Source organism: Streptomyces sp. NPDC060028 (assembly GCF_042736725.1).
In the GTDB taxonomy this organism is placed as follows: domain Bacteria; phylum Actinomycetota; class Actinomycetes; order Streptomycetales; family Streptomycetaceae; genus Streptomyces.
Genome location: NZ_JBHWVJ010000038.1, coordinates 16114 through 39153 on the forward strand (window position 1 = coordinate 16114; position 23040 = coordinate 39153).

The 23040-nt window shown below is 72.0% G+C and carries 19 protein-coding genes; 5 read left to right on the forward strand and 14 right to left on the reverse strand.

Annotated features, from left to right (window positions below):
- Window positions 1-17: 17 nt before the first annotated feature.
- The 10 genes from ACFWBF_RS20175 to ACFWBF_RS20220 form a co-directional block, all read right to left on the reverse strand.
- The gene (locus ACFWBF_RS20175) at window positions 18-1799 is read right to left on the reverse strand and encodes an IucA/IucC family protein (protein WP_385603409.1); all 1782 of its coding nucleotides are present in this window, start codon (window positions 1797-1799) and stop codon (window positions 18-20) included.
- Window positions 1796-2386, reverse strand: coding sequence for a GNAT family N-acetyltransferase (locus tag ACFWBF_RS20180; protein WP_385603412.1), 591 nt, complete (start codon window positions 2384-2386; stop codon window positions 1796-1798). Before ACFWBF_RS20180 ends, ACFWBF_RS20175 begins: the two co-directional genes overlap by 4 nt.
- Entirely contained in the window at window positions 2383-3684 is a 1302-nt protein-coding gene (locus ACFWBF_RS20185) for a lysine N(6)-hydroxylase/L-ornithine N(5)-oxygenase family protein (protein ID WP_385603415.1), read from the reverse strand. The genes ACFWBF_RS20180 and ACFWBF_RS20185 overlap by 4 nt, the downstream gene beginning before the upstream one ends.
- Window positions 3668-5167, reverse strand: coding sequence for a pyridoxal phosphate-dependent decarboxylase family protein (locus tag ACFWBF_RS20190; protein WP_385603417.1), 1500 nt, complete (start codon window positions 5165-5167; stop codon window positions 3668-3670). The genes ACFWBF_RS20185 and ACFWBF_RS20190 overlap by 17 nt, the downstream gene beginning before the upstream one ends.
- 145 nt (window positions 5168-5312) lie before the next feature.
- Window positions 5313-6215, reverse strand: a complete 903-nt coding sequence (locus ACFWBF_RS20195) for a siderophore-interacting protein (RefSeq protein ID WP_385603420.1) — start codon at window positions 6213-6215, stop codon at window positions 5313-5315.
- A 52-nt stretch (window positions 6216-6267) separates the two neighbouring features.
- Window positions 6268-7305, reverse strand: a complete 1038-nt coding sequence (locus tag ACFWBF_RS20200) for an ABC transporter substrate-binding protein (protein WP_385603423.1) — start codon at window positions 7303-7305, stop codon at window positions 6268-6270.
- 157 nt (window positions 7306-7462) lie between these two features.
- Window positions 7463-8623 (reverse strand): acyl-CoA dehydrogenase family protein, encoded by a 1161-nt coding sequence (locus tag ACFWBF_RS20205; RefSeq protein WP_385603426.1) that lies wholly within the window; start codon window positions 8621-8623, stop codon window positions 7463-7465.
- An 8-nt stretch (window positions 8624-8631) separates the two neighbouring features.
- The gene (locus tag ACFWBF_RS20210) at window positions 8632-9564 is read right to left on the reverse strand and encodes a hydroxymethylglutaryl-CoA lyase (protein ID WP_385603429.1); all 933 of its coding nucleotides are present in this window, start codon (window positions 9562-9564) and stop codon (window positions 8632-8634) included.
- Complete coding sequence (locus ACFWBF_RS20215) at window positions 9561-11618, reverse strand: acetyl/propionyl/methylcrotonyl-CoA carboxylase subunit alpha (RefSeq protein WP_385603432.1); 2058 nt, start codon at window positions 11616-11618, stop codon at window positions 9561-9563. Before ACFWBF_RS20215 ends, ACFWBF_RS20210 begins: the two co-directional genes overlap by 4 nt.
- 16 nt (window positions 11619-11634) lie before the next feature.
- Entirely contained in the window at window positions 11635-13251 is a 1617-nt protein-coding gene (locus ACFWBF_RS20220; protein ID WP_385603434.1) for a carboxyl transferase domain-containing protein, read from the reverse strand.
- A 99-nt stretch (window positions 13252-13350) separates the two neighbouring features.
- Between ACFWBF_RS20220 and ACFWBF_RS20225 the strand changes: the two genes are divergently transcribed.
- The 3 genes from ACFWBF_RS20225 to ACFWBF_RS20235 all read left to right on the forward strand — a co-directional run bounded on the left by ACFWBF_RS20225 (window position 13351) and on the right by ACFWBF_RS20235 (window position 15678).
- Complete coding sequence (locus ACFWBF_RS20225) at window positions 13351-13929, forward strand: TetR/AcrR family transcriptional regulator (protein ID WP_385603437.1); 579 nt, start codon at window positions 13351-13353, stop codon at window positions 13927-13929.
- A 67-nt stretch (window positions 13930-13996) separates the two neighbouring features.
- Complete coding sequence (locus ACFWBF_RS20230; RefSeq protein ID WP_385603439.1) at window positions 13997-14803, forward strand: phosphatase; 807 nt, start codon at window positions 13997-13999, stop codon at window positions 14801-14803.
- A gap of 41 nt (window positions 14804-14844) precedes the next feature.
- Entirely contained in the window at window positions 14845-15678 is an 834-nt protein-coding gene (locus ACFWBF_RS20235) for a DUF4253 domain-containing protein (protein WP_385603442.1), read from the forward strand.
- Here ACFWBF_RS20235 and ACFWBF_RS20240 read toward each other — a convergent pair.
- From ACFWBF_RS20240 to ACFWBF_RS20255, 4 genes are read right to left on the reverse strand one after another with little or no spacing between them, the layout of a single operon-like run.
- Window positions 15675-16613: a cation diffusion facilitator family transporter gene (locus ACFWBF_RS20240; protein ID WP_385603445.1), complete on the reverse strand. Its 939-nt coding sequence runs from the start codon at window positions 16611-16613 to the stop codon at window positions 15675-15677. The genes ACFWBF_RS20235 and ACFWBF_RS20240 overlap by 4 nt on opposite strands.
- A gap of 22 nt (window positions 16614-16635) precedes the next feature.
- Window positions 16636-17511 (reverse strand): acyl-CoA thioesterase II, encoded by an 876-nt coding sequence (tesB, locus tag ACFWBF_RS20245; protein ID WP_385603448.1) that lies wholly within the window; start codon window positions 17509-17511, stop codon window positions 16636-16638.
- A gap of 28 nt (window positions 17512-17539) precedes the next feature.
- A complete protein-coding gene (locus ACFWBF_RS20250; RefSeq protein WP_385603451.1) occupies window positions 17540-18697 on the reverse strand; it encodes an acyl-CoA dehydrogenase family protein in 1158 nt (385 codons plus the stop codon).
- A gap of 57 nt (window positions 18698-18754) precedes the next feature.
- Entirely contained in the window at window positions 18755-20251 is a 1497-nt protein-coding gene (locus tag ACFWBF_RS20255) for a helix-turn-helix domain-containing protein (RefSeq protein ID WP_385603454.1), read from the reverse strand.
- Window positions 20252-20375: 124 nt separating this feature from the next.
- Between ACFWBF_RS20255 and speB the strand changes: the two genes are divergently transcribed.
- Both speB and ACFWBF_RS20265 read left to right on the forward strand, forming a co-directional pair.
- On the forward strand, window positions 20376-21350 hold the full coding sequence (gene speB / locus ACFWBF_RS20260) for an agmatinase (protein ID WP_385603457.1): 975 nt from the start codon (window positions 20376-20378) through the stop codon (window positions 21348-21350).
- Window positions 21351-21354: 4 nt separating this feature from the next.
- The gene (locus ACFWBF_RS20265) at window positions 21355-23037 is read left to right on the forward strand and encodes a thiamine pyrophosphate-binding protein (protein WP_385603460.1); all 1683 of its coding nucleotides are present in this window, start codon (window positions 21355-21357) and stop codon (window positions 23035-23037) included.
- The last annotated feature ends 3 nt before the right edge of the window (window positions 23038-23040 follow it).

The window sequence follows — 23040 nt, forward strand, 5'->3', positions numbered from 1 at the left end:
GGCCGCCCGCCTTCCTGCTACCGCCGCGCGAAGGGCGCGACGGGGTTCTTGAGGGTGCCGATCAGCTGGAGGGCCGCCGCGGGGTCGGCGAGGTCCACCATCTGCTTGTTGTTCCGCAGCTGGAGGCGGTTGAGGCAGGACAGCTGGAACTCCTCGGCGAAGAGGTCGTGGCGCTCGAAGCGCTCTGAGAGGGCCGGCACCGAGTCCTGGTAGGCGTGGCCGCAGTCGGCGACCGCCCGCCAGAAGGTGTCCTCCTCGCAGATGCCCTCGTCGGCCAGGATCGCGCCCAGGAAGCGGAAGAAGCAGTCGAAGACGTCCGTGAAGACGGACAGCAGCTTCATGTCCTCCGGGATGTCCGCCCGCACCCGCTCGACCGCCGGCGGCAAGGCCGCGTCCGGGTCCATGACCACGATCTCCTCGGCGATGTCCTTGAAGATCGCCCGCTTCACCACGCCGTGCTCGATGACGAGGATCGTGTTCTCGCCGTGCGGCATGTACGCCAGGTCGTACTGGTAGAAGCAGTGCAGCAGCGGCACCAGGTAGGCGCGCAGATAGTGCCGCAGCCACTCGGACGGGGCGAGGCCCGACTCCTCGATCAGCGCGCCGGCGAAGGAGCGGCCCTCGGAGTCCACGTGGAGCAGGGCGGCCATCGTGGTGAGGCGCTCGTCCCCGCTCAGGGATCCCACCGGCGACTCGCGCCACAGCGCGGCCAGCATCTTGCGGTACGGGGAGTAGCGGTCGGTGGCGCGCTCGTACTGGCGGTGGTGGTAGCCGATCGCCGCGCGCTCGCGGATGATCGAGAAGTCCACCGACCGCAGGACCTCGTCCCCCTCGATCAGCTGGTGGAGCCAGTCGTTGATGGCAGGCGTGGCCTCCATGTACGCGGCCGACAGGCCCCGCATGAAGCCCATGTTGAGGACGGAGATGGCCGTCTTGACGTAGTGCTTCGTCGGCGTGGTCGTGTTGAAGAACGTACGGATCGACTGCTGCGCCAGGTACGCGTCCTCGCCCTCGCCCAGCAGGACGAGGCGGCGGTTCGCGATCTCGGCGGCGAAGGTGACCGTGGTCTTGTTCCACCACTGCCAGGGGTGGACCGGCAGCAGGTGGTAGTCCGCCAGGTCGAGGCCGAGGGAGGTCATCTTGGCCGCGAAGCCCGCGACGGCGGCCTCGCCCAGCTCCGCGCGGATGAAGGAGTCGTGGTCCAGGCCCGCGCCCGCCGTGAAGGTGGAGACGTCCTTGCGGGCCGCCACCCACACCAGGTGGACCGCACTCGCCGTCTCCGGGGCGTACGAGAGGTACTCGTGCACGCCGAAGCCGAGGCGGCCGTTGTTCGCCACGAAGCAGGGGTGGCCCTCGGTCATGCCGGTCTCGATGTCCTGGAACGAGGACTTCGCCAGCACCGACGAGGGGGTCTGCGGCTTCGCGTACTTGTAGGCCGACCCGGCCAGGGTGGAGGAGATCTCCTCCAGATAGACCGGCAGGACCTCAGCGCTCAGACCGAGGGCCTCGCGCAGCTCGATGTGGAAGTCGAGGGCGTCCAGCGGCAGCTCGGCTCCGTCCCGGTGACGGGTGATGGACGATTCGTCCACCGACCAGTGGTCCAGGGCGTGCAGCACGGCCTTGAAGCGGTACTCCACGGTGGAGTCGTCGCTCAGCACCGCGTAGCAGCCGGGCTCCAGCGGCTTCGGGGTCAGCAGGCGCTCGTGGGAGAACTCGGCGAGGGCCTTGCGGACCAGGGCGCGGTTGGCGCGGTCCCACAGCCCGGGGGAGAGGTGGGCGACGGCGTCGGCGAGGCTCATATCGACTCTCCCGTGGTGAGACCGGTGGCGGCCTCGAACTGCGCGCGGGTGCAGAAGCTCAGCAGGGCTTCCTTCTCGGGCTTGCGGACCGGGCCGTCGGGCACGAAGCCGACGGCCTCGTTCAGGGCGTGCACGGCGGTGTTGCGGACGTCCGGCTCCACGACGACGCGTACGGCCGCCGGGTCGGCGAACACGGCCGCCATGACGGTGGTGATGACCGCGCGGGTGAACCCGTGCAGGGGGGTGTCGCTGGGCGCGACGAGGAAGTGCATGCCGACGTCGCCGGGCTGCGCCCCGTACAGGCCGACCAGCTCCAGGTGCGCCGGGTCGTACGTCTCCATCAGGAAGGCGGGCCGGCCCTCGTGGAGGCCGATGAAGGCCTGGTGGTGCTCGGCCGCGGCGATCTTCATGTACTCGCGCTCGACGTCCGGCAGGGTGGCGTCCTGCATCATCCAGAACGAGGCCTTGGGGTGGGTGACCCAGCCGTGCAGGAGCTCCGCGTCGGCGAAGGGGTCCAGCGGGCGGACGGCGAAGGTCCCGAGGGCCGCGTCGGTGCGCGTGTACAGGATCTCGGTGGTGGTGCTCATGCGTGCGTGCCTTCCGGAACTGCGAACTGCTGGAACGCGATGGACTTCTCGACCTTGTAGTACTCGCGGCCGAGGAGCTCGGCGACGATGTACGCGTTGCGGTACGCGGCCATGCCCAGGTCGGGCGAGGTGAGCGAGTGGTTGTGGGTCGTCCCGTTCTGGAGGTAGACGCCCCGGCCGGTGGTGTCCACGCTGTAGTTGCGGGCCGCGTCGAGGCGGCCGCGGCCGTCGAAGTTCAGCCGCCCGCGCACCGGGGCGAGGAACGTGGGCACGACGTACTTGTAGCCGGTGGCCAGGACCAGGCCCTCGGTGGTGAGGGAGAAGTCCCGCTCCTGCTCCTCCTGCCGCAGACCCAGGGTGTACGTGCCCGTGGTGGTGTCGTAGGCCGTGGTGTTCAGCGAGGTGTTGGTCAGCAGGGTGGTCGGGACCGGGCCCGGCATGCCGACCTTCTTCTGGTAGAGCAGGTCGAAGATCGAGTTGATCAGTTCGCCGTCGATGCCCTTGAAGAGGTTCTTCTGCCGGCTCTCCAGGCGGTAGCGGGTGTCCTCGGGGAGGGCGTGGAAGTAGTCCACGTACTCCGGGGAGGTCATCTCCAGCGTCAGCTTCGTGTACTCCAGCGGGAAGAACCGCGGGGAGCGGGTGACCCAGTTGAGCTGGTAGCCGTGGACGTCGATCTCGGCGAGGAGGTCGTGGTAGATCTCGGCCGCGCTCTGGCCCGAGCCGACCAGGGTGATCGACTTCTTCTTCTGCAGCTCCGCCTTGTTCTGCATGTAGGCGGAGTTGTGCAGGAAGTCGCCGCCGAGGTTCCCGCACGCCTCGGGGACGAAGGGCGGGGTGCCGGTGCCCAGGACCAGGCGGCGGGCCCGGTGGGTCTCGCCCCGGTCGGTGTGGACCTCGTACAGGCCGGCCTGCTCGTCGTACGTGACCTCGGTGACGGAGGTGGAGTACAGGACGTTGTCGAGGCGGTCGGCGGCCCAGCGGCAGTAGTCGTTGTACTCGGCCCGCAGCGGGTAGAAGTTCTCCCGGATGTAGAAGGAGTACAGCCGGTCGTTGTCCTTCAGGTAGTTCAGGAAGGAGAAGGGCGAGGTCGGGTCGGCGAGGGTGACCAGGTCCGACATGAACGGCGTCTGCAGGTGCGCGCCGTCCAGGAACATCCCGGCGTGCCACTCGAAGTGCGGCTTCGACTCGATGAACAGGCCGTCGAGCTCGTCGATCGGCGCGGTCAGGCAGGCGAGACCGAGGTTGAAGGGCCCGAGGCCGATCCCGATGAAGTCACGGGGCTTAGCGGTGGACGGCAAGGGACTCTCCAAGGAACTGCTCGGCGTGTGCGGCGAGAAGGTCGAGGACGGTCGTGATGTCGGCCGTCGTGGTCTGCGGGTTGAGGAGGGTGAACTTCAGGTACTGCTTCCCGTCCACCTTGGTGCCGGCGACGACCGCCTCACCCGAGGCGAACAGCGCCTTGCGGGCGTGCAGGTTGGCCTCGTCGACCAGGTCGGCGCGGACCGGGGCGTCTTCGGCACCGGGCACGTAGCGGAAGACCAGGGTGGAGATCTGCGGCTTGACGACTACCTCGAAGCGCGGGTCGGCGTCGATGACGTCCCAGCCCGCGGCGGCCAGGTCGATGACCTCGTCGAAGAGCGAGCCGACCGCGTCGGCGCCCATCACGCGCAGGGTCATCCAGAGCTTGAGCGCGTCGAAGCGGCGCGTGGTCTGGATGGACTTGTCGACCTGGTTGGGGATGCGCTCCTCGGCCATGCGGCGCGGGTTGAGGTAGTCCGCGTGGTACGTGGCGTGCTTCAGGGTGTCGCGGTCGCGGACCAGCACGGCGCTCGAACTGACGGGCTGGAAGAAGGACTTGTGGTAGTCGACCGTGACCGAGTCGGCGTGCTCGATGCCGTCGAGGAGGTGCCGGCGGGTGGGGGAGACCAGCAGTCCGCAGCCGTACGCGGCGTCCACGTGCATCCAGGCGGAGTGCTCGGCGGCCAGGCGGGCGATCTCGGGGAGCGGGTCGATGGACCCGAAGTCGGTGGTGCCGGCGGTGGCGACGACGGCCATGGGGAAGAGGCCCTCGACGGCGCACTCCTCCAGCTCCAGGGCGAGCACGGCGGTGTCCATGCGGCGGTTGCGGTCGACCGGGACGGCGATGACGGCCTCGTAGCCGAGTCCGAGCATGGCGGCCGACTTCTGCACGCTGAAGTGGCTGGCCTCGGAGGTGAAGATGCGCAGCTTCGGGAGGAGCTCGGCCTTGGTGAGCTCGCGGCCCTCGTCCAGCCCCTTCTTCATGACGATGCGGCAGGCCTCGTCACGGGCGAGCAGCAGCGCGTGGAAGTTGGACTGGCTGCCGCCGGAGGTGAAGACACCGTCCGCGGCCGGGCCGAGGCCGATGCGCTGCGCGGTCCAGTCGATGAGGCGGCGCTCGATGAGCGTGCCGCCGATCGACTGGTCCCAGGTGTCGAGGGAGGAGTTGACGGCCGAGAGGACGGCCTCGCCGAGCACGGCGGGGATGACGACCGGGCAGTTGAGGTGGCCGAGGTAGCGCGGGTGGTGGAAGTACACCGCGTCCCGCAGGTAGACCTCTTCCAGCTCGTCGAGCGCGGCGGCGGGGTCTTCGAGCGGCCGGTCCAGGTCGATGCCGGCGATGACCGGGGCGAGTTCGTCGACGGACATGCCGGTGTGCGGCCGCTGCGTGGTGGCGAGTTTGGCCGCTACGCGCTCGACGCCCTCGGTGACCGAACGCCGGTAGAGGTCGGCGGTCGTCTCGTTGAGCAGATGCTGACGCATCAACTGTCCTCCGGGCAGGGGAGAGGGGGGCGGGGATCTGAAGCTTAGGTTAGCCTAACCTAACTACCTCGCCAAATGAAGACGGGCCCCGGCCGGAAGCCGGGGCCCGTCTCTTGAACAGCCCTGTGGTGAAAGGAGGTTGGAGCTACAGCGCGGAGCCGGAGTCCTCGCTGGGAGCCTTGCCCGCGTACGCCTCGGCGAGGAGGTCCTCCTCGGTCGCGCCGAGCCGCCAGTAGCCGGTGAAGCGCACCGCGCGGCGGTCGACGGAACGTTCCTGCACGAAATGCCGGCGGACCGCCCGAATGGTGCCCGCCTCGCCCGCCAGCCAGACGTACGGGGCCTCGGCGGCGGGCAGTTCGGCCGCCCGGACCACGTCGAGCAGGTGCTCGGTGCGCTCCCGGCCGGCGCCGCTCCCCCGTACGACCCAGGTGATGTCCACGTCGGCGAGCGTCGACAGCGCGAGCCGGTCGTCCGCGTGCGGGACCTCGAACCAGGCCCGCACCCGGGCGCCGGCGGGGAGCCGGTCCAAGATCGCCGCGGCCGCGGGGAGCGCGGTCTCGTCCGCGTACATGAAGAGCGCGTCGGTGGCGGCGGGCGGCTGGAAGCGTACGGACTTGTTCTCCGCGACCGCCGGTCCGATCGCCATGATCCGGCGGCCGGTGACGGCCCGCCCGGCCCAGAAGGAGGCGGGGGAAGAATCCCCGTGGAGGACGAAGTCGATGTCGACCTCCTCCGCGCCCTGCGGCGTACGGCGCTGCTCGCGCACGGTGTACGAACGCATCACGGGACGTTCCCCGTCCGGCATCGCGCGCCACGCGGCGAACCAGGTGTCCTCGTCCGTGGACGGGAGCACGGTGTGCTCCCGCTCCGGGGGCGGCAGGAAGAGCGAGAGGCTCTGGTCGTAGCCGCCCGAGCGGAAGCCGGCGAGGGACTCACCGCCGAACGTGACCCGCAGGAACGAGTGCCCGAGGCGGCGCGTACGGAGCACTTCCATCCCGAAGAAGCGGAAGTGCGCGATCGCCGGGGCGTCGGATGCGGTGACGGTCATGCGGAGAGTCCCCCTGGGAGTCGATTTCGGCGCCGGACACCGGCGCCGAGGGTCAGCTGACCTTCTTGGCGCTCTGGATGGACTTCGCGAGGTCTTCGAGGATCTGCGCGCACTTGTCGTACGAGTAGATCGGCTCGGTCACGCGCGGGATGACCTGGCCGGCCTTGACCGCGGGCAGCTCGGCCCAGGTCGGCTTGGACTTCAGGTCGTTCGGCTGCAGGGTGCCGGTCCGGTTGTCGAGCAGGATGACGTCGGCCTTGTACTTGCCGGCGTTCTCCCAGCTGAGGCTCTCGAAGAAGCCGCCCTCGTCGAGCTTCTCCGGGATCGCGAACTCGACGCCCAGGCTCTCGAAGTACTTCAGGTCGGCCGAGGTCTTCGGGGTGGAGGCGTAGAACAGGTCCGGGGAGCCGGAGCCGACGAGCACCTTGATGCCCGGGTTGGTCTTGGTGGCCTCGCGGACCTTCGCGGCGGCGGCCTCGAAGCGGGCCTTCGCGTCGACGGTGGTCTTGGCGTTCATGTCGGCGCCGAGCGACTTGGCGAGGTCCGCCGTGCGCGCCAGCGCCTTGTCGAGGGTGGCGTCGCCGCCCACGGAGACGGCGGCGACCGGAGCGAGGCCGGTGATCTTGGCCTTGGACTCCTCCGGGACGTACCAGAGGGTGCCGTCCCAGGTGTTGGTGACGAGGAGGTCGGGGTTCAGGGCCGCGTACTTCTCGACGTTGAACTCGCCCCAGACGTTGCCCAGGATCTCGACCTTGGAGATGTCCATCGAACCGGCCTGCACGTCGGCCTTGCCGTCGGCGGTCTTGGTCGGGCCGAACACGCCCTTGACCGGGATGCCGTAGTCGTGGAGAGCCGCGGCGGTGCCGGTGAAGGCGACGATGTTCTTCGGCGTGGACTTGGCCGTGACGTCCTTGCCGAGGTCGTCCTTGAAGGACCAGGGGCCGGACGCCGCGGCGCCCTTGTCCTTGCCGCCGTCACCCTTGGCCGTGTCGGAACCGCCGCACGCGGTGAGCGCCGCGACGAGGCCGAGGGCGCCGCCGGCCGCGATGAGACCGCGGCGGGAGAGGTAGGAGGATCGGGACTTGGGCATGTCGATGTCCGCTTTCGTACGTACCGGCGGCCACTGGGCCGTTCGGAACGAAGGTTAGCCTAACCTTGGCTGAAAGCGGTAAGGGGGCCCTAACTTTTCGGGGCCCCCTCGGTCATGCGTCCGGTCGTGCGTCAGGTCGTGCGTCCGGTCGTGCGGCTCAGCTCGCGAAGCCCAGCTCGCGGGCGATGAGCATGCGCTGGACCTCGCTCGTGCCCTCGCCGATCTCCAGGATCTTCGAGTCCCGCCACATCCGGGCCACCGGGTACTCGTTCATGAACCCGTAGCCGCCGTGGATCTGGGTGGCGTCGCGGGCGTTGTCGACGGCCACCGTCGAGGAGTACAGCTTGGCGATCGCCGCCTCCTTCTTGAACGGCTCGCCGGCCACCAGCCGGGAGGCCGCGTCGCGCCAGCCGATCCGGGCCATGTGCGCGCGCGTCTCCATGTCCGCCAGCTTGAACTGGATGGCCTGGTTGTCGCCGATCGCCTTGCCGAAGGCGTGCCGCTCCTTGGCGTACTTCACCGACTCGTCCACGCAGCCTTGGGCCAGGCCCGTCGCCAGCGCGGAGATCGCGATGCGGCCCTCGTCGAGGATCCGCAGGAACTGGGCGTAGCCGCGGCCCTCTTCGCCCAGCAGGTTGGCGAGCGGGACCCGCACGTTGTCGAAGGACAGCTCACGGGTGTCCGAGGAGTTCCAGCCGACCTTGGAGTACGGGGCGGCCACCGTGAAGCCCGGGGTGCCGGACGGGACGATGATCGAGGAGATCTCCGGACGGCCGTCCGCGTTGCGGCCCGTCACGGCGGTGACGGTGACCAGACCGGTGATGTCCGTACCGGAGTTGGTGATGAAGCACTTCGAACCGTTGATCACCCACTCGTCGCCGTCGCGGACCGCCGTCGTGCGAGTGCCGCCCGCGTCGGAGCCCGCACCCGGCTCGGTCAGGCCGAACGCGCCGAGGATCTCCCCGGAACACATCCGCGGCAGCCACTGCCGCTTCTGCTCCTCGGTGCCGAAGAGGTGCAGGGGCATCGCGCCGAGGGAGACCCCGGCCTCCAGGGTGATGGCGACCGAGGAGTCGACGCGGGCCAGCTCCTCCAGGGCGATGCCGAGCGCGAGGTAGTCGCCGCCCATGCCGCCGTACTCCTCGGGGAAGGGCAGGCCGAACAGGCCCATGCGGCCCATCTCGCGGACGATCTCGTACGGGAACTCGTGCCGCTCGTAGAGGTCGCCGATCTTGGGTGCCACGACGTCGTGGGCGAACGCCTCGACGGTGCGGCGGAGTTCCTCGTGCTCGGGGGTGAGCCGGTGGTCGAGGGCCATGGTCTTCGTTACTCCTTGTGGGAGAGGGCGCGGACGGTACGGGAGGGGCTGGGACGCCCCAGCTGTTCGGCCATCCACACGCTCGTGGCGGTGAGGGCGGCCAGGTCGACCCCGGTCTCGATGCCGAGGCCGTCGAGCATCCACACGAGGTCCTCGGTGGCGAGGTTTCCGGTGGCGCTCTTCGCGTACGGGCATCCGCCGAGGCCGCCGGCGGAGGCGTCGACGGTGGTCACGCCGTGCTGGAGGGCGGCGAGGGTGTTGGACAGGGCCTGGCCGTAGGTGTCGTGGAAGTGCACGCCGATGCGGTCGGTGCCCACACCCGCCTCGTTCAGGCTGTTGAGCAGCTCCTGGACGTGACCGGGGGTCGCGACGCCGATGGTGTCGCCGAGGCTCAGCTCGTCGCAGCCGAGGTCGAGCAGGGACTTGGCGGTCCGTACGACCTGGTGGACCGGGACCGGGCCCTCCCACGGGTCGCCGAAGCACATGGACAGGTAGCCCCGCACATGCGCCTCCTCCTGCTTGGCGCGCGCCACGACGGGCTCGAACATGGCGAGGGACTCGGCGACCGTGCGGTTGAGGTTGCGGGAGGCGAAGGTCTCGGTGGCCGAACCGAAGACGGCGATACGGGTGGCCCCCAGGGTGAGGGCCCGGTCGAGCCCGCGCTCGTTGGGGACCAGGACCGGGAGCGCCGCCTCGACGTCGCCGAGCAGCGGGAAGAGCTGCTCGGCGTCCGCGAGCTGGGGCACCCACTTGGGGTGCACGAAGCTGGTGGCCTCGATGGTGGTGAGGCCGGCGGCGGCGAGGCGGTGGATGAACTCCGCCTTCACCTCGGTGGGTACGGCCGTCTTCTCGTTCTGCAGCCCGTCGCGGGCGCCGACCTCGTGGATCCGCACGCGGGGCGGCAGGCCGGGGGCCGGGACGGTCATGGGCAGGCCGTTCATGCGGCGCCCTCCTCGGTGTCCGGGGTGACCACGGCCAGGATCTGGTCCATGGCGACGGTGGTGCCGGGGGAGACGTCGAGCTCGGTGACCGTGCCCGCGTGCGGGGCGGAGATCACGTGCTCCATCTTCATGGCCTCGACGACGAGGAGGCTCTGGCCGGCCGCCACCGTGTCGCCGAGGGCGACCTTGACGACGGTGACGGTCCCGGGCATGGGGGCGGCAAGGGTGTCGGCGCCGCCGCGTCCGGCGCCGCTGAGGTTCGCCGCGACGGGGTCGTGGTCCTGGACGTGCCAGGAGTCGCCGTCCCGGCCGAGCCAGGTCCCCTCCGGGGAGGTGGCGTGGCTGAAGCGGTGGGTGACGCCGTCGAGTTCGACGGTGACGGTGCTGAGGGTGCGGGCCACGATCCGGGCGCGGGCCGGTGTACTGGGGGCGCTGCCCCCGGACTCGGTGCCGGTCTCGTCGATCAGCAGCTCGTGGTCGGCGCCCTCGGCGCGGGACCGGACCGCCACCGGCTCCTGGCCGGGAAGGCGGAAGTGGTGCACCGTCCAGGCGGGCGTGCCGCCCAGGCGCCAGCCGTTGGCGGAGTCGAAGGGGTCGACCCACGATTTCAGCCCGTCCGGCGTTTGCGGACCGAGGTCCGGGGCGGAACCCCAGTTCAGCAGCGCCGCCGCCGCGTACACCTCCGGCGGGACCCCCTCCGGCAGGAGCTCGGCCAGGTCGCGCTCGACCAAGCCGGTGTCGAGGTCGCCGGAGACCACGTCCGGGTGCGCCAACAGCCTGCGCAGGAACCCCGCGTTGGTCTGGACGCCCAGGATCACCGTGTCCGCAAGGGCACCCCGCAGCACCCGCAGGGCACTGGCCCGGTCGGGACCGTACGCGATCACCTTCGACAGCATCGGGTCGTACGTGGACCCCACCGGGACGCCGGCCGTCAGTCCGGAGTCCGTGCGGACCGGACCGCCCGACGGCTCGGACAGGGCCAGGACCGTACCGCCCGACGGCAGGAACCCCCGCGCCGGATCCTCCGCACAGACCCGCGCCTCGATGGCGTGCCCCGTCAGGGTCACCCCGGACTGTTCGAAGCCGAGCGGCAGCCCCGCCGCCACCCGCAGTTGCTGCTCCACCAGGTCCAGCCCCGTGATCAGCTCCGTCACCGGGTGCTCCACCTGGAGGCGGGTGTTCATCTCCATGAAGAAGTACGAGGACGGGTCCCCGCCCGGGACGATGAACTCCACCGTGCCCGCGCCGACGTACCCGCACGAGCGGGCCGCCTCCACAGCCGCCGCGCCCATCGAGGCCCGGAGCTCCGGCGTCAGCAGGACCGACGGGGCCTCCTCGATCACCTTCTGGTGGCGCCGCTGCAGCGAGCACTCGCGCTCGCCGAGGTGGACGACGTTCCCGTGGGCGTCCGCGAGGACCTGGATCTCGATGTGCCGGGGGCGGTCCACCCACCGCTCGACGAGCAGCGTGTCGTCGCCGAAGGAGGACTTCGCCTCGCGCCGGGCCGCCGCGATCTCCTCGGCCAGAGCCGACGCTTCACGGACCAGCCGCATGCCCTTGCCGCCGCCGCCCGCCGAGGGCTTGAGCAGCACCGGCATGCCGATCTCCTCGGCCGCCGCCACGAGTTCGGCGTCGGTCAGGCCGCTGCCGGAGGAGCCGGGGACCACGGGCACGCCCGCCGCCCGTACCGTCTGCTTCGCGCGGATCTTGTCGCCCATCAGGGAGATCGCGGAGGCCGGCGGACCGATGAAGGCCAGGCCCGCGTCGGCGCAGGCCTGCGCGAAGGCCGCGTTCTCCGCGAGGAACCCGTATCCGGGGTGGACCGCCTCGGCGCCCGTGCGCCGGGCGGCGTCCAGGAGCCGCTCCACGCTCAGGTAGCTCTCGGAGGCCGCCGCCGGGCCGATCCGGACGGCCGTGTCGGCCTCCCGCACATGACGGGCGTCCGCGTCCGCGTCGCTGAAAACGGCCACCGAGCGGATGCCGAGCTGCCGCAGCGTGCGGATGACCCGTACCGCGATCTCGCCCCGGTTCGCGACCAGAACAGTGCTGAACATCAGTGAGGTCCTCACGTCACATACGGAAGATGCCGAAGCCGCGGTCGCCCAGCGGGGCGTTCGCGCACGCGGTCAGAGCCAGTCCCAGCACCTGCCGCGTCTCCATCGGGTCGATGACCCCGTCGTCCCACAGCCGCGCGGTGGCGTAGTACGCGTTGCCCTGCGCCTCGTACTGCTCCCGGACCGGGGCCTTGAAGGCCTCCTCGTCCCCGGCCGGCCACTCCTGGCCGGCGCCCTCGATCTGGTCCCGCTTGACCGTGGCCAGTACGGAGGCGGCCTGCTCGCCGCCCATCACCGAGATCTTGGCGTTGGGCCACATCCACATGAACCGCGGCGAGTACGCCCGCCCGCACATCGAGTAGTTGCCCGCGCCGTAGGAGCCGCCGACCACCACCGTCAGCTTCGGAACCCGGGTGCAGGCCACCGCCGTCACCATCTTGGCGCCGTGCTTGGCGATGCCGCCGGCCTCGTAGTCCCGGCCGACCATGAAGCCCGAGATGTTCTGGAGGAAGAGGAGCGGGATCCCGCGCTGGTCGCACAGCTCGATGAAGTGCGCGCCCTTCTGGGCCGATTCGGAGAACAGGATGCCGTTGTTGGCGATGATCCCGACCGGGTGCCCGTGGATCCGCGCGAAGCCGGTGACCAGCGTCTGCCCGAACTCCGCCTTGAACTCCTGGAAGCGCGAGCCGTCCACGATCCGGGCGATGATCTCGCGGGCGTCGTACGGGGTGCGGGAGTCGACCGGGACCGCGCCGTAGAGCCCGTACGGGTCCACCTTCGGCTCCTCGGGCGCCTCGACCGACCAGGGCAGGGCCCCGCGCTCGGGCAGGGTCGCCACGATGTTCCGTACGATCCGTAGCGCGTGCGCGTCGTCCTCGGCGAGGTGGTCGGTCACGCCGGAGACCCGGGAGTGGACCTCGCCGCCGCCGAGCTCCTCCGCGGTGACGACCTCGCCGGTGGCCGCCTTCACCAGCGGCGGGCCGCCGAGGAAGATCGTGCCCTGGCCGCGGACGATGACGGCCTCGTCACTCATGGCCGGGACGTACGCGCCGCCCGCCGTGCAGGAGCCGAGGACGGCGGCGATCTGCGGGATCCCGGCCCCGGACATGCGGGCCTGGTTGTAGAAGATGCGGCCGAAGTGCTCCCGGTCGGGGAAGACCTCGTCCTGCATGGGGAGGAAGGCACCGCCCGAGTCGACCAGGTAGAGGCAGGGGAGACGGTTCTCCAGGGCCACCTCCTGGGCGCGCAGGTGCTTCTTGACGGTCATCGGGTAGTACGTGCCGCCCTTGACGGTGGCGTCGTTCGCGACGATCACGCACTCGCGGCCGCTGACCCGCCCGATGCCCGCGATGACCCCGGCGGCCGGGGCCGCGCCCCCGTACATGTCCTCGGCGGCCAGCGGAGCCAGCTCCAGGAAGGGCGACCCGGGGTCGAGGAGGGTGTCCACGCGGTCGCGGGGGAGCAGCTTCCCGCGGGCGGTGTGGCGGGCGCGGGCCTTTTCCCCGCCGCCGAGGCGGGCCGCGTCCAGCCGGGCGCGCAGCCCCTCGGCGAGCTCGCGGTGGGCGGCCTCGTTGGCCCGCCAGGCCTCGGACGCCGGGTCGGCGGCACTCGTCAGCACTGGTGCCTGCTGCATCGGTCGAGCTCCCTTGCTCGGTGCACGCTGTTAATGAGCGTTAACGCATGTATCGCTCAGGTTAACGAGCGCTAACGGCCCTGTCTAGAATGGATTCCCATGAGCACCAGAGCGGCCGCCCCCACCCGTCGCGAGCAGATCCTCAACGAGGCCGCTCGTCTCTTCGCCGAGCGCGGCTTCCACGGCGTCGGAGTGGACGAGATAGGGGCCGCGGTGGGCATCAGCGGCCCCGGCCTGTACCGGCACTTCGCGGGCAAGGACGCCATGCTCGCCGAGCTGCTGGTGGGCATCAGCGAGCGGCTGCTGACCGGGGGACGCCACCGGGTGGCGGAGGCGGCGGGCGACCCGCCGGGGGTGCTGTCCTCGCTGATCGACGGACACATCGACTTCGCCCTCGACGACCGGGCGCTGATCATCCTGCACGACCGGGAGCTGGACCGGCTGCGGGACGCCGACCGCAAGCTCGTACGGCAGCTGCAGCGCCAGTACGTGGAGCTGTGGGTGGACGTCGTACGGGAACTGCATCCGCTGGTCGGCGAGGCGGAAGTACGGGTCGGCGTGCACGCCGTCTTCGGACTGCTGAACTCCACCCCGCACCTGGCGGCGCTGGGGCGGGAGGCGACGGAGTCGCTGCTGCGGCGGCTCGCGCACGGGGCGTTCGGGGCGCTGTCGGGGTGAGCGCGGCGTGAGGCCGGGTGTCCGGTGGTCGGAATGGAACAGACGGCTCCGGCCGCGCGGCGGCAGAATGGGCCGCATGCCGAAGCCGATAGAGCCGCCGAGCCGCGCCGAACTCATTGACCACCTGGTCCGGACCCGGATCGCGGGGCAGGTCGCGACCCCGCGCGAGAACAACCTCTCCCACTACCGCAAGCTCGCCAACGGCGACCGGCACTACTGGCTCGGGCTGGAACTCGGCGACCGCTGGACGGACGAGCAGGACGTGCTCGCGGTGATGGCGGAGCGGTGCGGGGTCGTGGACGACCCGGCGTACCGCCACGGCCAGGACACCATCGACCCCGAACTGACCCTGGCCGGGCTGGACCGGCTGGCGGCGCGGCTGCGGAAGGCCGCGCTGGACCGGCAGAGCGTGCTGCTGGCCACCGGGCACCCGGGCGGCCTGCTCGACGTCCACCGGGCGACGGCGGCGGCCCTGCGGGCGGCGGGCTGCGAGATCGTGGTGATCCCCGCCGGGCTGATGGCGGACGAGGGCTCGGTGTGGCAGTTCGCGGACGTGGCCGTGCTGGAGCGCGGCGCGACGCTGTGGCACACGCACTCGCCCGCGCCGATGGCGGCGATCCTGGACGGGCTCGCGGCGGAGGGCCGCCCGCAGCCGGACCTGGTCGTGGCCGACCACGGCTGGGCCGGCTGCGCGGCCCAGCGGGGCCTGGACGCGGTGGGCTACGCCGACAGCAACGACCCCGCGCTGTTCCTCGGCGAGGCGGAGGGCACCCTCCAGGTGGCGGTCCCCCTGGACGACCACGTCCGCGACCCCCGCTTCTACGACCCCCTGGTGGCCTACCTCTTGTCCGCCGCCGGACTCCTGGACGCCTGACGCGCCCCCTCGTACGGTCCGCGGGTGGATGGCGTGAGGCCATGAGAGCGGTGCGCAGCCCCCTGTCCGTGCTGGGCGCGGACCCCGCAGGCCGGTCGGCGGGCCTGGACCTGCCCCCGGGCCGCCTGGTGACCCGGCCCGGCAGGCGCCTGCGCCGGGCCGCCCCGCTGCTGTGGGTGTCCGACGCCGCGGTGGGCGGCGAGGCCCTGGCCGGCTGCCGGGGCCCGGCCCTGGCCGCCCTCGGCCTGCACCCGGTGCTGCTCCAGGACCGGCGCGGACTGGAGGAGTGGTGGCGCCTGCGGGAGCTGTACCCGGAGCGGATGTCCGACCCCGGCGACCATGACCCGGAGCAGGTCCTGCGGGAGTTCTGGAGCGGGGCGGTGCCCGACCCGGAGGAGGGCGCGGAGGGTGCCGAGCTCATCGCCCCGTTCGGCCGGGACTGGCCGGGCCCGGCGGCGGCGCCCACCGCGGAGCTGGACCCGCAGGCGGCGGCCGGCACACTCGCCCCCGACCTGGTGCGGGACGGCTGCCTGCCGAGCCCGCGGCTCGCGCTGGTCCCCGCGGGGCGCGGGGCCGACGTACTCGCGGTGATCGGCTGGGGCGGACCGGCCAACCACGAGACCGACACCGCCCGCATCGCCGCCGTACTGCGGTCCTGGGAGGACCGGTTCGGGGCCCGGGTGCTGGCCCTCGGCTTCGACGAGCTCCACCTGTCGGTGGCGGCCCCGCCCCGCACCCTCGCCGAGGCGCTGCCCGTGGCGGCCGAGCACTTCGCCTTCTGCCCGGACAACGTCTGGCAGGGTTCCGGCAGCATCCGCGCGTACGCCGAAGAGGCCCTGACCGGCAACGACCACTGGGCGTTCTGGTGGGACTAGACCGTTTCGCCGCCCGGGCCCGGCGTCGGCGTCGGGTCCAGGTACACGCGGCGGATCGCCGGAAAGCGTTCCCGCAACTGCGCCTCGGCGTCCTCGCACGCCCCCTCCACCTGCCGAGCGGACGCCAGGTCGTGAAAGTCGATCTTCGCCGCGACAAGAACCTCCGCCGGCCCCTGCACCAGCGTCGTCAGCTCCAGCACCCCCTCGATGTGCGGCACCGACAGCAGCTCCTCCCGGACCTGCGCCCGCGTCGCCTCCGGCAGCGGCCGCCCGATCAGGTACTGCGCGTTAGAGCGCCCCAGCTCCCACGCCACCCACACCAGCAGCAGCCCGATCAGCAGCGACGCCACCCCGTCGTACGCCCCCGACCCCGTCAGCTGCGCCCCCAGCAGCCCGCCCGCCGCCAGCACGAGCCCGATCAGCGCGGCCGCGTTCTCCAGCAGCACCGCCTTCACCGCCGTGTCCGGGGTGTGTTTCACGTACAGACCGACCGGCGCCGCCATCCGCGCCGCCTCGCCCTTGACCTGCCGCCACGCGACCAGCAGCGAGTAGCCCTCCAGCACGAAGGAGATGCCGAGGACCACGTACGAGAACGTCGGGTCGCCCGGATCCTCGCCGTGCACCAGCGTGTGGATCCCGTCGTACACGGCGAACACCGCACCGCCGAAGAAGGTCGCGATCGACGCCAGCAGCGCCCAGATGTACCGCTCGGGCCCGTATCCCAGCGGATGCGCCTCGTCCGCGGGTTTCGCGCTGCGCCTGAGCGACGCCAGCAGCATGACCTCGGTCACCGTGTCGGCCACCGAATGCGCGGCCTCGGACAGCATCGCGCTCGAGCCGCTGACGATCCCGCCGACCGTCTTGGCCGCGGCGATCCCCAGGTTGGTGGCCCCGGCGACGAGTACCGTGCCGACGCTCTCGGATTCTTCGGGCATGCGGTGACGGTATGTCCGGATCTCAGCGCGGCACGCGTACGACACCCTCCTGGATGACGGTCACGGCCAGCCGGCCGTCCTGCGTCCAGATCCGCGCCTGGCCGAGCCCGCGTCCGGCGGCCGCCGAGGGCGACTCCTGGTCGTACAGCAGCCACTCGTCGGCGCGGAAGGGCCGGTGGAACCACATGGCGTGGTCCAGCGAGGCGCCCACGACGTCGCCGACGGCCCAGCCGCCGCGCCCGTGGGCGAGCAGCACCGAGTCGAGCAGCGTCATGTCGGAGACGTACGTGGCCAGGCAGGTGTGCAGGAGCGCGTCGTCGCTCTCCAGCTTGCCGGCCGTCCGGAACCACACCTGCGACCGCGGTTCCACCGGCGCTCCGACGCTGCCCCAGGGCGGGGTCGTCGCGTACCGCAGGTCCACCGCACCCCGCGCCTCGATCAGTCGCTCCACCGTGCCCGGGTCGCGGAAGATCTCCCGGTACGCGGGCAGCGACTCGGCCGCCGTCTGCAGGGTCTCGGGATCGGGCGCGTCCGGCATGGCGGCCTGGTGGTCGAGGCCCTCCTCGTACGTCTGGAAGGACGCCGAGAGGTGGAAGATCGGCTGGCCGTGCTGGACGGCGACGACCCGGCGGGTGGTGAAGGAGCGGCCGTCGCGGATCCGGTCGACGGAGTACACGATGGGCGCGCCGGGATCCCCGGCGCGCAGGAAGTACGAGTGCAGCGAGTGCGCGGTCCGGTCCTCGGGCACGGTCCGCCCGGCGGCGACCAGCGCCTGGGCGGCGACCTGCCCGCCGAAGACGCGCGGTACCAGCGCCGAGCGGCTGGTACCGCGGAAGATGTTCTCCTCGATCTGCTCCAGGTCGAGCAGATCGAGGAGCGTCGTCAGTGCCTCGTTCATGAGGGGAAGGCTAAGCGCCCCAAGTCCCTTACAGGCCCATGGACTTCGCGATGATGGACTTCATGACCTCGCTGGTGCCGCCGTAGATGCGGTTGACGCGGTTGTCGGCGTACAGGCGGGCGATCGGGTACTCGTTCATGTAGCCGTAACCGCCGTGCAGCTGGAGGCACTTGTCGATGACGCGGTGGGCGACCTCGGTGCAGAACAGCTTCGCGGAGGCGGCCTCGGCGGCGGTCAGCTCACCGGCGTCCAGGGCCTCCAGGGCGCGGTCGGCGACCGCCTCGGCGGCGTCCACCTCGGCCTGGCAGGCGGCCAGCTCGAACTTGGTGTTCTGGAAGTGCGCGACGGGCTTGCCGAAGACGGTGCGCTCCGTCACGTACTGCTGGGCGAACCGGATGGCGGCCTTGGCCTGGGCGTACGCGCCGAAGGCGATGCCCCAGCGCTCGGAGGGCAGGTTGGCGCCGAGGTAGTAGAAGCCCTTGTTCTCCTCGCCGAGCAGGTCCTCGACCGGGACCTTCACGTCGACGAACGCCAGCTCGGCGGTGTCGGAGGTGCGCAGGCCGAGCTTGTCCAGCTTGCGGCCGATGGAGTAGCCCTCGGACTTGGTGTCCACGGCGAAGAGGGAGATGCCGAAGCGGCGGTCGTCCTCGCGCGGGGCGGAGGTGCGGGCGCAGACGATCACGCGGTCGGCGTGGACGCCACCGGTGATGAAGGTCTTGGAGCCGTTGAGGACGTAGTGGGTGCCGTCCTCGGAGAGCTTGGCGGTGGTCTTCATGCCGGCGACGTCGGAGCCGGTGCCCGGCTCGGTCATCGCGAGGGCCCACATCTCCTCACCGGAGACGAACTTCGGGAGGTAACGCTTCTTCTGCTCGTCGCCGGCGAGCATCTTGATGTAGGGCAGGGCGAGCAGCACGTGCACGCCGGAGCCGCCGAAGTTCACGCCCGCGCGCGAGGTCTCCTCGTAGAGGACGGCCTCGAACTTGTGGGTGTCCAGACCGGCGCCGCCGAACTCCTCGGGGACGTTGATGCCGAAGACGCCCAGCTCGCCGAGCTTGTAGTAGAAGTCGCGCGGCGCCTGGCCGGCCGCGAACCACTCGTCGTAGACGGGGACGACCTCGGCCTCGATGAAGGCGCGGATGGTCTCGCGGAACGCTTCGTGGTCCTCGTTGAAAACTGTGCGGCGCACGGGCCGGCTCCCTTCGGTCGCGGCGGTCCGCCGCCTATGGCTAAGCGCTTGCTCAGACTAAGTTACCGGCGAGTTGTCCCCGCTGTCCAGAGCGCGGAGGGCGAACCACAGTTCCATGCGGGTGTCCGGGTCGTCGAGGTCCGTGGCGAGGAGCGCCGCGCAGCGGGAGACGCGCTGGCGGACGGTGTTGCGGTGGACACCCAGCGCCACGGCGGTGCGGTCCCAGCTGCCGTGGTGGGCCAGCCAGGCGCGCAGGGTGTCCCGGTGGGGGCGGTTCAGCGGGGCGAGCAGGGCTTCGGCGTGGGCGCGGGCCTCGGCCGGGTCGAGGAGGGTGGCGAGGCCGCCGGGGGAGTGCCGGGCCAGCGGGGTCCGGGCCGCCTCGGCGCGCTCCAGGGCCCGCCCGGCCTGGGTCCCGGCGGTGGGCAGGTCCGCGGGGGCGGCCGGGGCGCTCACGCCGAGGCGCCACCCGGGCTGCGGGGCGGGCTCCCGGTCGGTGAGCAGGCGTACGCCGTCACCGTGCGGGTCCAGCAGTACGGTGCCCAGCGCGGCCGCCAGGGCCCGCGGGTCGCCGGCGCCGCGGGCGTGGACGGCGTACCAGGGCCCCGGCGCGAGGGCGCTCGCGGGATCCCCGCCGAGGAGCAGCCGGGTCAGCGCGGCGGCCTCGTCCCCGGCGGGGCGGGGCGCGGTGAGCAGGCTCAGCAGCACGGCGGCGACGGAGGCGATGGTGTGGTCGCCCGGGGCCCGCGCCGGAGTGGCCAGGGCCAGCACCTGACCGCCGCCCACGGCGTACGCGGCGAGGTGCGTCCCGCCCAGGGTGTCGGTGGCGGTCGCCGCCGCCCCAGAAGCCACCCGCTCGGCCAGCGTGCCCACGGCGGTGAGCGCCGCCTCGCCGGGAGCTGCGCCGGCCGCCGCCCTGACCGGGTGCGGCGCGGGGGCCGATCCGGGGGCCGCCCGCCCGGCCCCGCCGTCCGCCGCCCGGCCGGGTCCGGCAGCGGGCTCCGCCGCCCCGCCCCGGCCCGGGGCGAGGAGAGCCGTCCAGCCGCCCAGGCTCGCCGCGAGGCGGGAGAGTACGGCCGCGACCGGCTCGGGCCGGGCGGCCGCCGCGGCGAGCGACTGCTGGGCCTCGGTGACCCGGCGCAGCTCCCGCGTACGGGCCTGCGCCATCAGCCGCCAGACGCCCCGGGCCACCGCCGTGAACGGGGTGCGCGGCGGGACCTCCAGCAACGGCAGCCCGTACCGCGCGCAGGCGGCCGCCAGCGCGGCCGGCACCTCCTCGTGCACGGGCGCCACGCCGAAGCCGAGCGCGGCCGCGCCCGCCGCGACGAGCCCGGCCACGTAGCCCTCGGGGTCGACGCCCGGCTCCGCGCCGGCCGTGAGCAGCAGTTCCCCGCCCAGCAGGTACGGCGAGGGGTCGGCCATCTCGGACGCGTGCACCCCGTGGACATCGGCCTCGGCGGGCCCCGCGAGGTGGCGCAGCCCCAGCTCGCGGTCGGCGAGCAGCGCGGCCAGGGGGACCGGTGGGGTGGGCGGGGCCTCCATGGATACTCCGTACATGTGCAGGGGTGTCTGGTGGATGAAACGTACACTTCGCGCCCCCGGGGTGTCGGCTTACGCTCGAAGCACCGCACCAGCAGGCCCCCAGTACGACCCCCGCAGGACCTCCAGAAGGGCACCCCTCATGAGCACGCAGCCGCGCGGCCCCGTCGACTCCTCCCGCATCCCGCGCTACGCGGGCCCGGCGACCTTCGCCCGGCTGCCGCGCCTCGACGAGGTCGGCTCCGCCGACGTCGCCGTCGTCGGCGTGCCCTTCGACTCCGGCGTCTCCTACCGCCCGGGCGCCCGCTTCGGCGGCAACGCCATCCGCGAGGCCTCGCGCCTGCTGCGCCCGTACAACCCGGCGCAGGACGCCTCCCCCTTCGCGCTCGCGCAGGTCGCCGACGCCGGTGACATCGCCGTGAACCCCTTCAACATCAACGAGGCCGTCGACCAGGTCGAGGCCGCGGCCGACGAGCTGCTCTCCTCCGGCTCCCGCCTGATGACCCTCGGCGGCGACCACACCATCGCCCTCCCCCTCCTGCGCTCGGTGGCGAAGAAGCACGGGCCGGTCGCGCTGCTGCACTTCGACGCGCACCTGGACACGTGGGACACGTACTTCGGCGCCGAGTACACGCACGGCACCCCGTTCCGGCGCGCCGTCGAGGAGGGCATCCTCGACACCGAGGCGCTGTCGCACGTCGGCACGCGCGGCCCGCTCTACGGCAAGCAGGACCTGGACGACGACGCCAAGATGGGCTTCGGCATCGTCACCTCGGCGGACGTCTACCGCCGCGGCGCCGACGAGGTCGCGGACCAGCTGCGCCAGCGCATCGGCGACCGCCCGCTGTACATCTCCATCGACATCGACGTGCTGGACCCGGCGCACGCGCCCGGCACCGGCACCCCCGAGGCGGGCGGCATGACCTCCCGCGAGCTGCTGGAGATCATCCGGGGGCTCTCCTCCTGCAACCTCGTCTCGGCCGATGTCGTCGAGGTCGCCCCGGCGTACGATCACGCCGAGATCACCTCGGTCGCGGCCTCGCACACCGCGTACGAGCTCACCACGATCATGAGCCGCCAGATCGCGGCGGCGAAGGCGCAGGCGAAGGGCAACTGAGCACGTGACGCACGACCACGACCTGGTACTCCGTCCCACCGAAGCCCAGACGGCGGCCGCGCTCGCGCCGCCGCCGGGGCGGACGGGCGGGGACCTGGTCGTGGAGACGCTGCGTTCGCTCGGCGCCACCACCGTTTTCGGACTGCCCGGGCAGCACGCGCTCGGCATCTTCGACGCGGTCGGCCGTTCGGACCTGCGCCTGATCACCCTGCGTACGGAGAACAACGCGGGCTTCGCGGCCGACGCGTACGGCCGGATGACGGGCGAGGCGGTCCCGCTGCTCCTCTCCACGGGCCCCGGGGCGCTCATGTCCCTGCCGGCCCTCGCGGAGGCGGCCGCCGCCTCCGCCCCGGTACTGGCGATCTGCTCGCAGGTCCCCTCCCCGGGCCTGGGCGGAGGCCGGCGCGGGCACCTGCACGAGCTGCGGGACCAGTCGGCGTCCTTCCGGGACGTGGTGAAGTCCGTCCACGTGGCCCGTACGCCGTCCCAGATCCCTTCGGCGATCGCCGAGGCCTGGGAATCGGCCCTCACGACCCCGCACGGGCCCGTCTGGGTGGAGATCCCAGAGGACGTCCTGCGCGCGGAGACGGTCATCCCGCAGGTCACGGGCGTGGACGCGACCCCGCACGAGCTCGCGCCGCGGCCCGAGCTGACGGCGGTGGCGGCCCACTGGCTGTCACGGGCCTCCCGGCCGGTGATCATCGCGGGCGGCGGAGTGATCCGCGCCGACGCGGCGGGCAAGCTGAAGCAGCTGGCGGAGCGGCTGAACGCGCCCGTCGTCACCACCTTCGGCGGCAAGGGCGCCTTCCCCTGGACGCACCCGCTCTCGCTCCAGTCCTGGCTGGAGGACCGCCACATGACGGACTTCCTGGAGGACGCGGACGTCCTGCTGGTGGTCGGCTCGGGGCTCGGGGAACTCTCCTCGAACTACCACACGTTCTTCCCCGAGGGCCGGGTCATCCAGATCGACGCGGACCTCGGCAAGCTGGAGTCCAACCACGCGGGCCTGGGCATCCACGCGGACGCCCGCCTCGCCCTCCAGGCCCTGCTCGAGACGGTGGCCGAGCGCGAGGACCCGGCCGCGCCCGAGCGCGTACGCCTGCTCCTGTCGGCCGTCGAGACCCGCCTGTCCACCCAGGACGTCACCCTGGAACAGGACCTCCTGGCCTCGATCCGCGCGGCTCTGCCCCCACGCTCCCCGTCCTTCTGGGACATGACGATCCTGTCCTACTGGGCCTGGTCGGCGTTCGACGCGAAGCACCCCAACACCATGCACTCGGCCCAGGGCGCGGGCGGCCTCGGCTATGCCTTCCCGGCGGCGCTCGGCGCCGCGCTCGCGGAGCCGGACACCCCCGTCCTCGCCGTCTCGGGCGACGGCGGCGCGATGTACTCGATCGCGGAGCTGGCCACGGCGAAGCAGCACGACCTGGACGTCACCTGGCTGATCGTGGACGACGGCGGCTACGGCATCCTGCGCGAGTACATGACCGACGCCTTCGGCCGCGCCACGGGCACGGAACTCACCCGCCCCGACTTCGTGGCCCTGGCGCAATCCTTCGGCGTCCCGGCGTCCACCACGACCCCGCAGTCCCTCCGCGCGGACCTGAAGAAGGCCCTGTCAGAGCCGGGCCCCTCGGTCCTGGTCCTCCCCACCACCCTCAAGATGTTCGCCCCGACCCACCTCTGACCG

Bases quoted from the DNA above. Each gene is read 5' to 3' on its own strand.
- ACFWBF_RS20180 (WP_385603412.1), bottom strand. From the start codon at position 2,386: ATGAGCACCACCACCGAGATCCTGTACACGCGCACCGACGCGGCCCTC.
- ACFWBF_RS20205 (WP_385603426.1), bottom strand. From the start codon at position 8,623: ATGGCCCTCGACCACCGGCTCACCCCCGAGCACGAGGAACTCCGCCGC.
- ACFWBF_RS20230 (WP_385603439.1), top strand. From the start codon at position 13,997: ATGGGCCGCATGCCGAAGCCGATAGAGCCGCCGAGCCGCGCCGAACTC.
- ACFWBF_RS20220 (WP_385603434.1), bottom strand. From the start codon at position 13,251: ATGCAGCAGGCACCAGTGCTGACGAGTGCCGCCGACCCGGCGTCCGAG.
- ACFWBF_RS20215 (WP_385603432.1), bottom strand. From the start codon at position 11,618: ATGTTCAGCACTGTTCTGGTCGCGAACCGGGGCGAGATCGCGGTACGG.
- ACFWBF_RS20200 (WP_385603423.1), bottom strand. From the start codon at position 7,305: ATGCCCAAGTCCCGATCCTCCTACCTCTCCCGCCGCGGTCTCATCGCG.
- ACFWBF_RS20190 (WP_385603417.1), bottom strand. From the start codon at position 5,167: ATGCGTCAGCATCTGCTCAACGAGACGACCGCCGACCTCTACCGGCGT.
- ACFWBF_RS20225 (WP_385603437.1), top strand. From the start codon at position 13,351: ATGAGCACCAGAGCGGCCGCCCCCACCCGTCGCGAGCAGATCCTCAAC.
- ACFWBF_RS20235 (WP_385603442.1), top strand. From the start codon at position 14,845: ATGAGAGCGGTGCGCAGCCCCCTGTCCGTGCTGGGCGCGGACCCCGCA.
- ACFWBF_RS20210 (WP_385603429.1), bottom strand. From the start codon at position 9,564: ATGAACGGCCTGCCCATGACCGTCCCGGCCCCCGGCCTGCCGCCCCGC.
- ACFWBF_RS20255 (WP_385603454.1), bottom strand. From the start codon at position 20,251: ATGTACGGAGTATCCATGGAGGCCCCGCCCACCCCACCGGTCCCCCTG.
- ACFWBF_RS20195 (WP_385603420.1), bottom strand. From the start codon at position 6,215: ATGACCGTCACCGCATCCGACGCCCCGGCGATCGCGCACTTCCGCTTC.
- speB (WP_385603457.1), top strand. From the start codon at position 20,376: ATGAGCACGCAGCCGCGCGGCCCCGTCGACTCCTCCCGCATCCCGCGC.
- tesB (WP_385603448.1), bottom strand. From the start codon at position 17,511: ATGAACGAGGCACTGACGACGCTCCTCGATCTGCTCGACCTGGAGCAG.
- ACFWBF_RS20240 (WP_385603445.1), bottom strand. From the start codon at position 16,613: ATGCCCGAAGAATCCGAGAGCGTCGGCACGGTACTCGTCGCCGGGGCC.
- ACFWBF_RS20175 (WP_385603409.1), bottom strand. From the start codon at position 1,799: ATGAGCCTCGCCGACGCCGTCGCCCACCTCTCCCCCGGGCTGTGGGAC.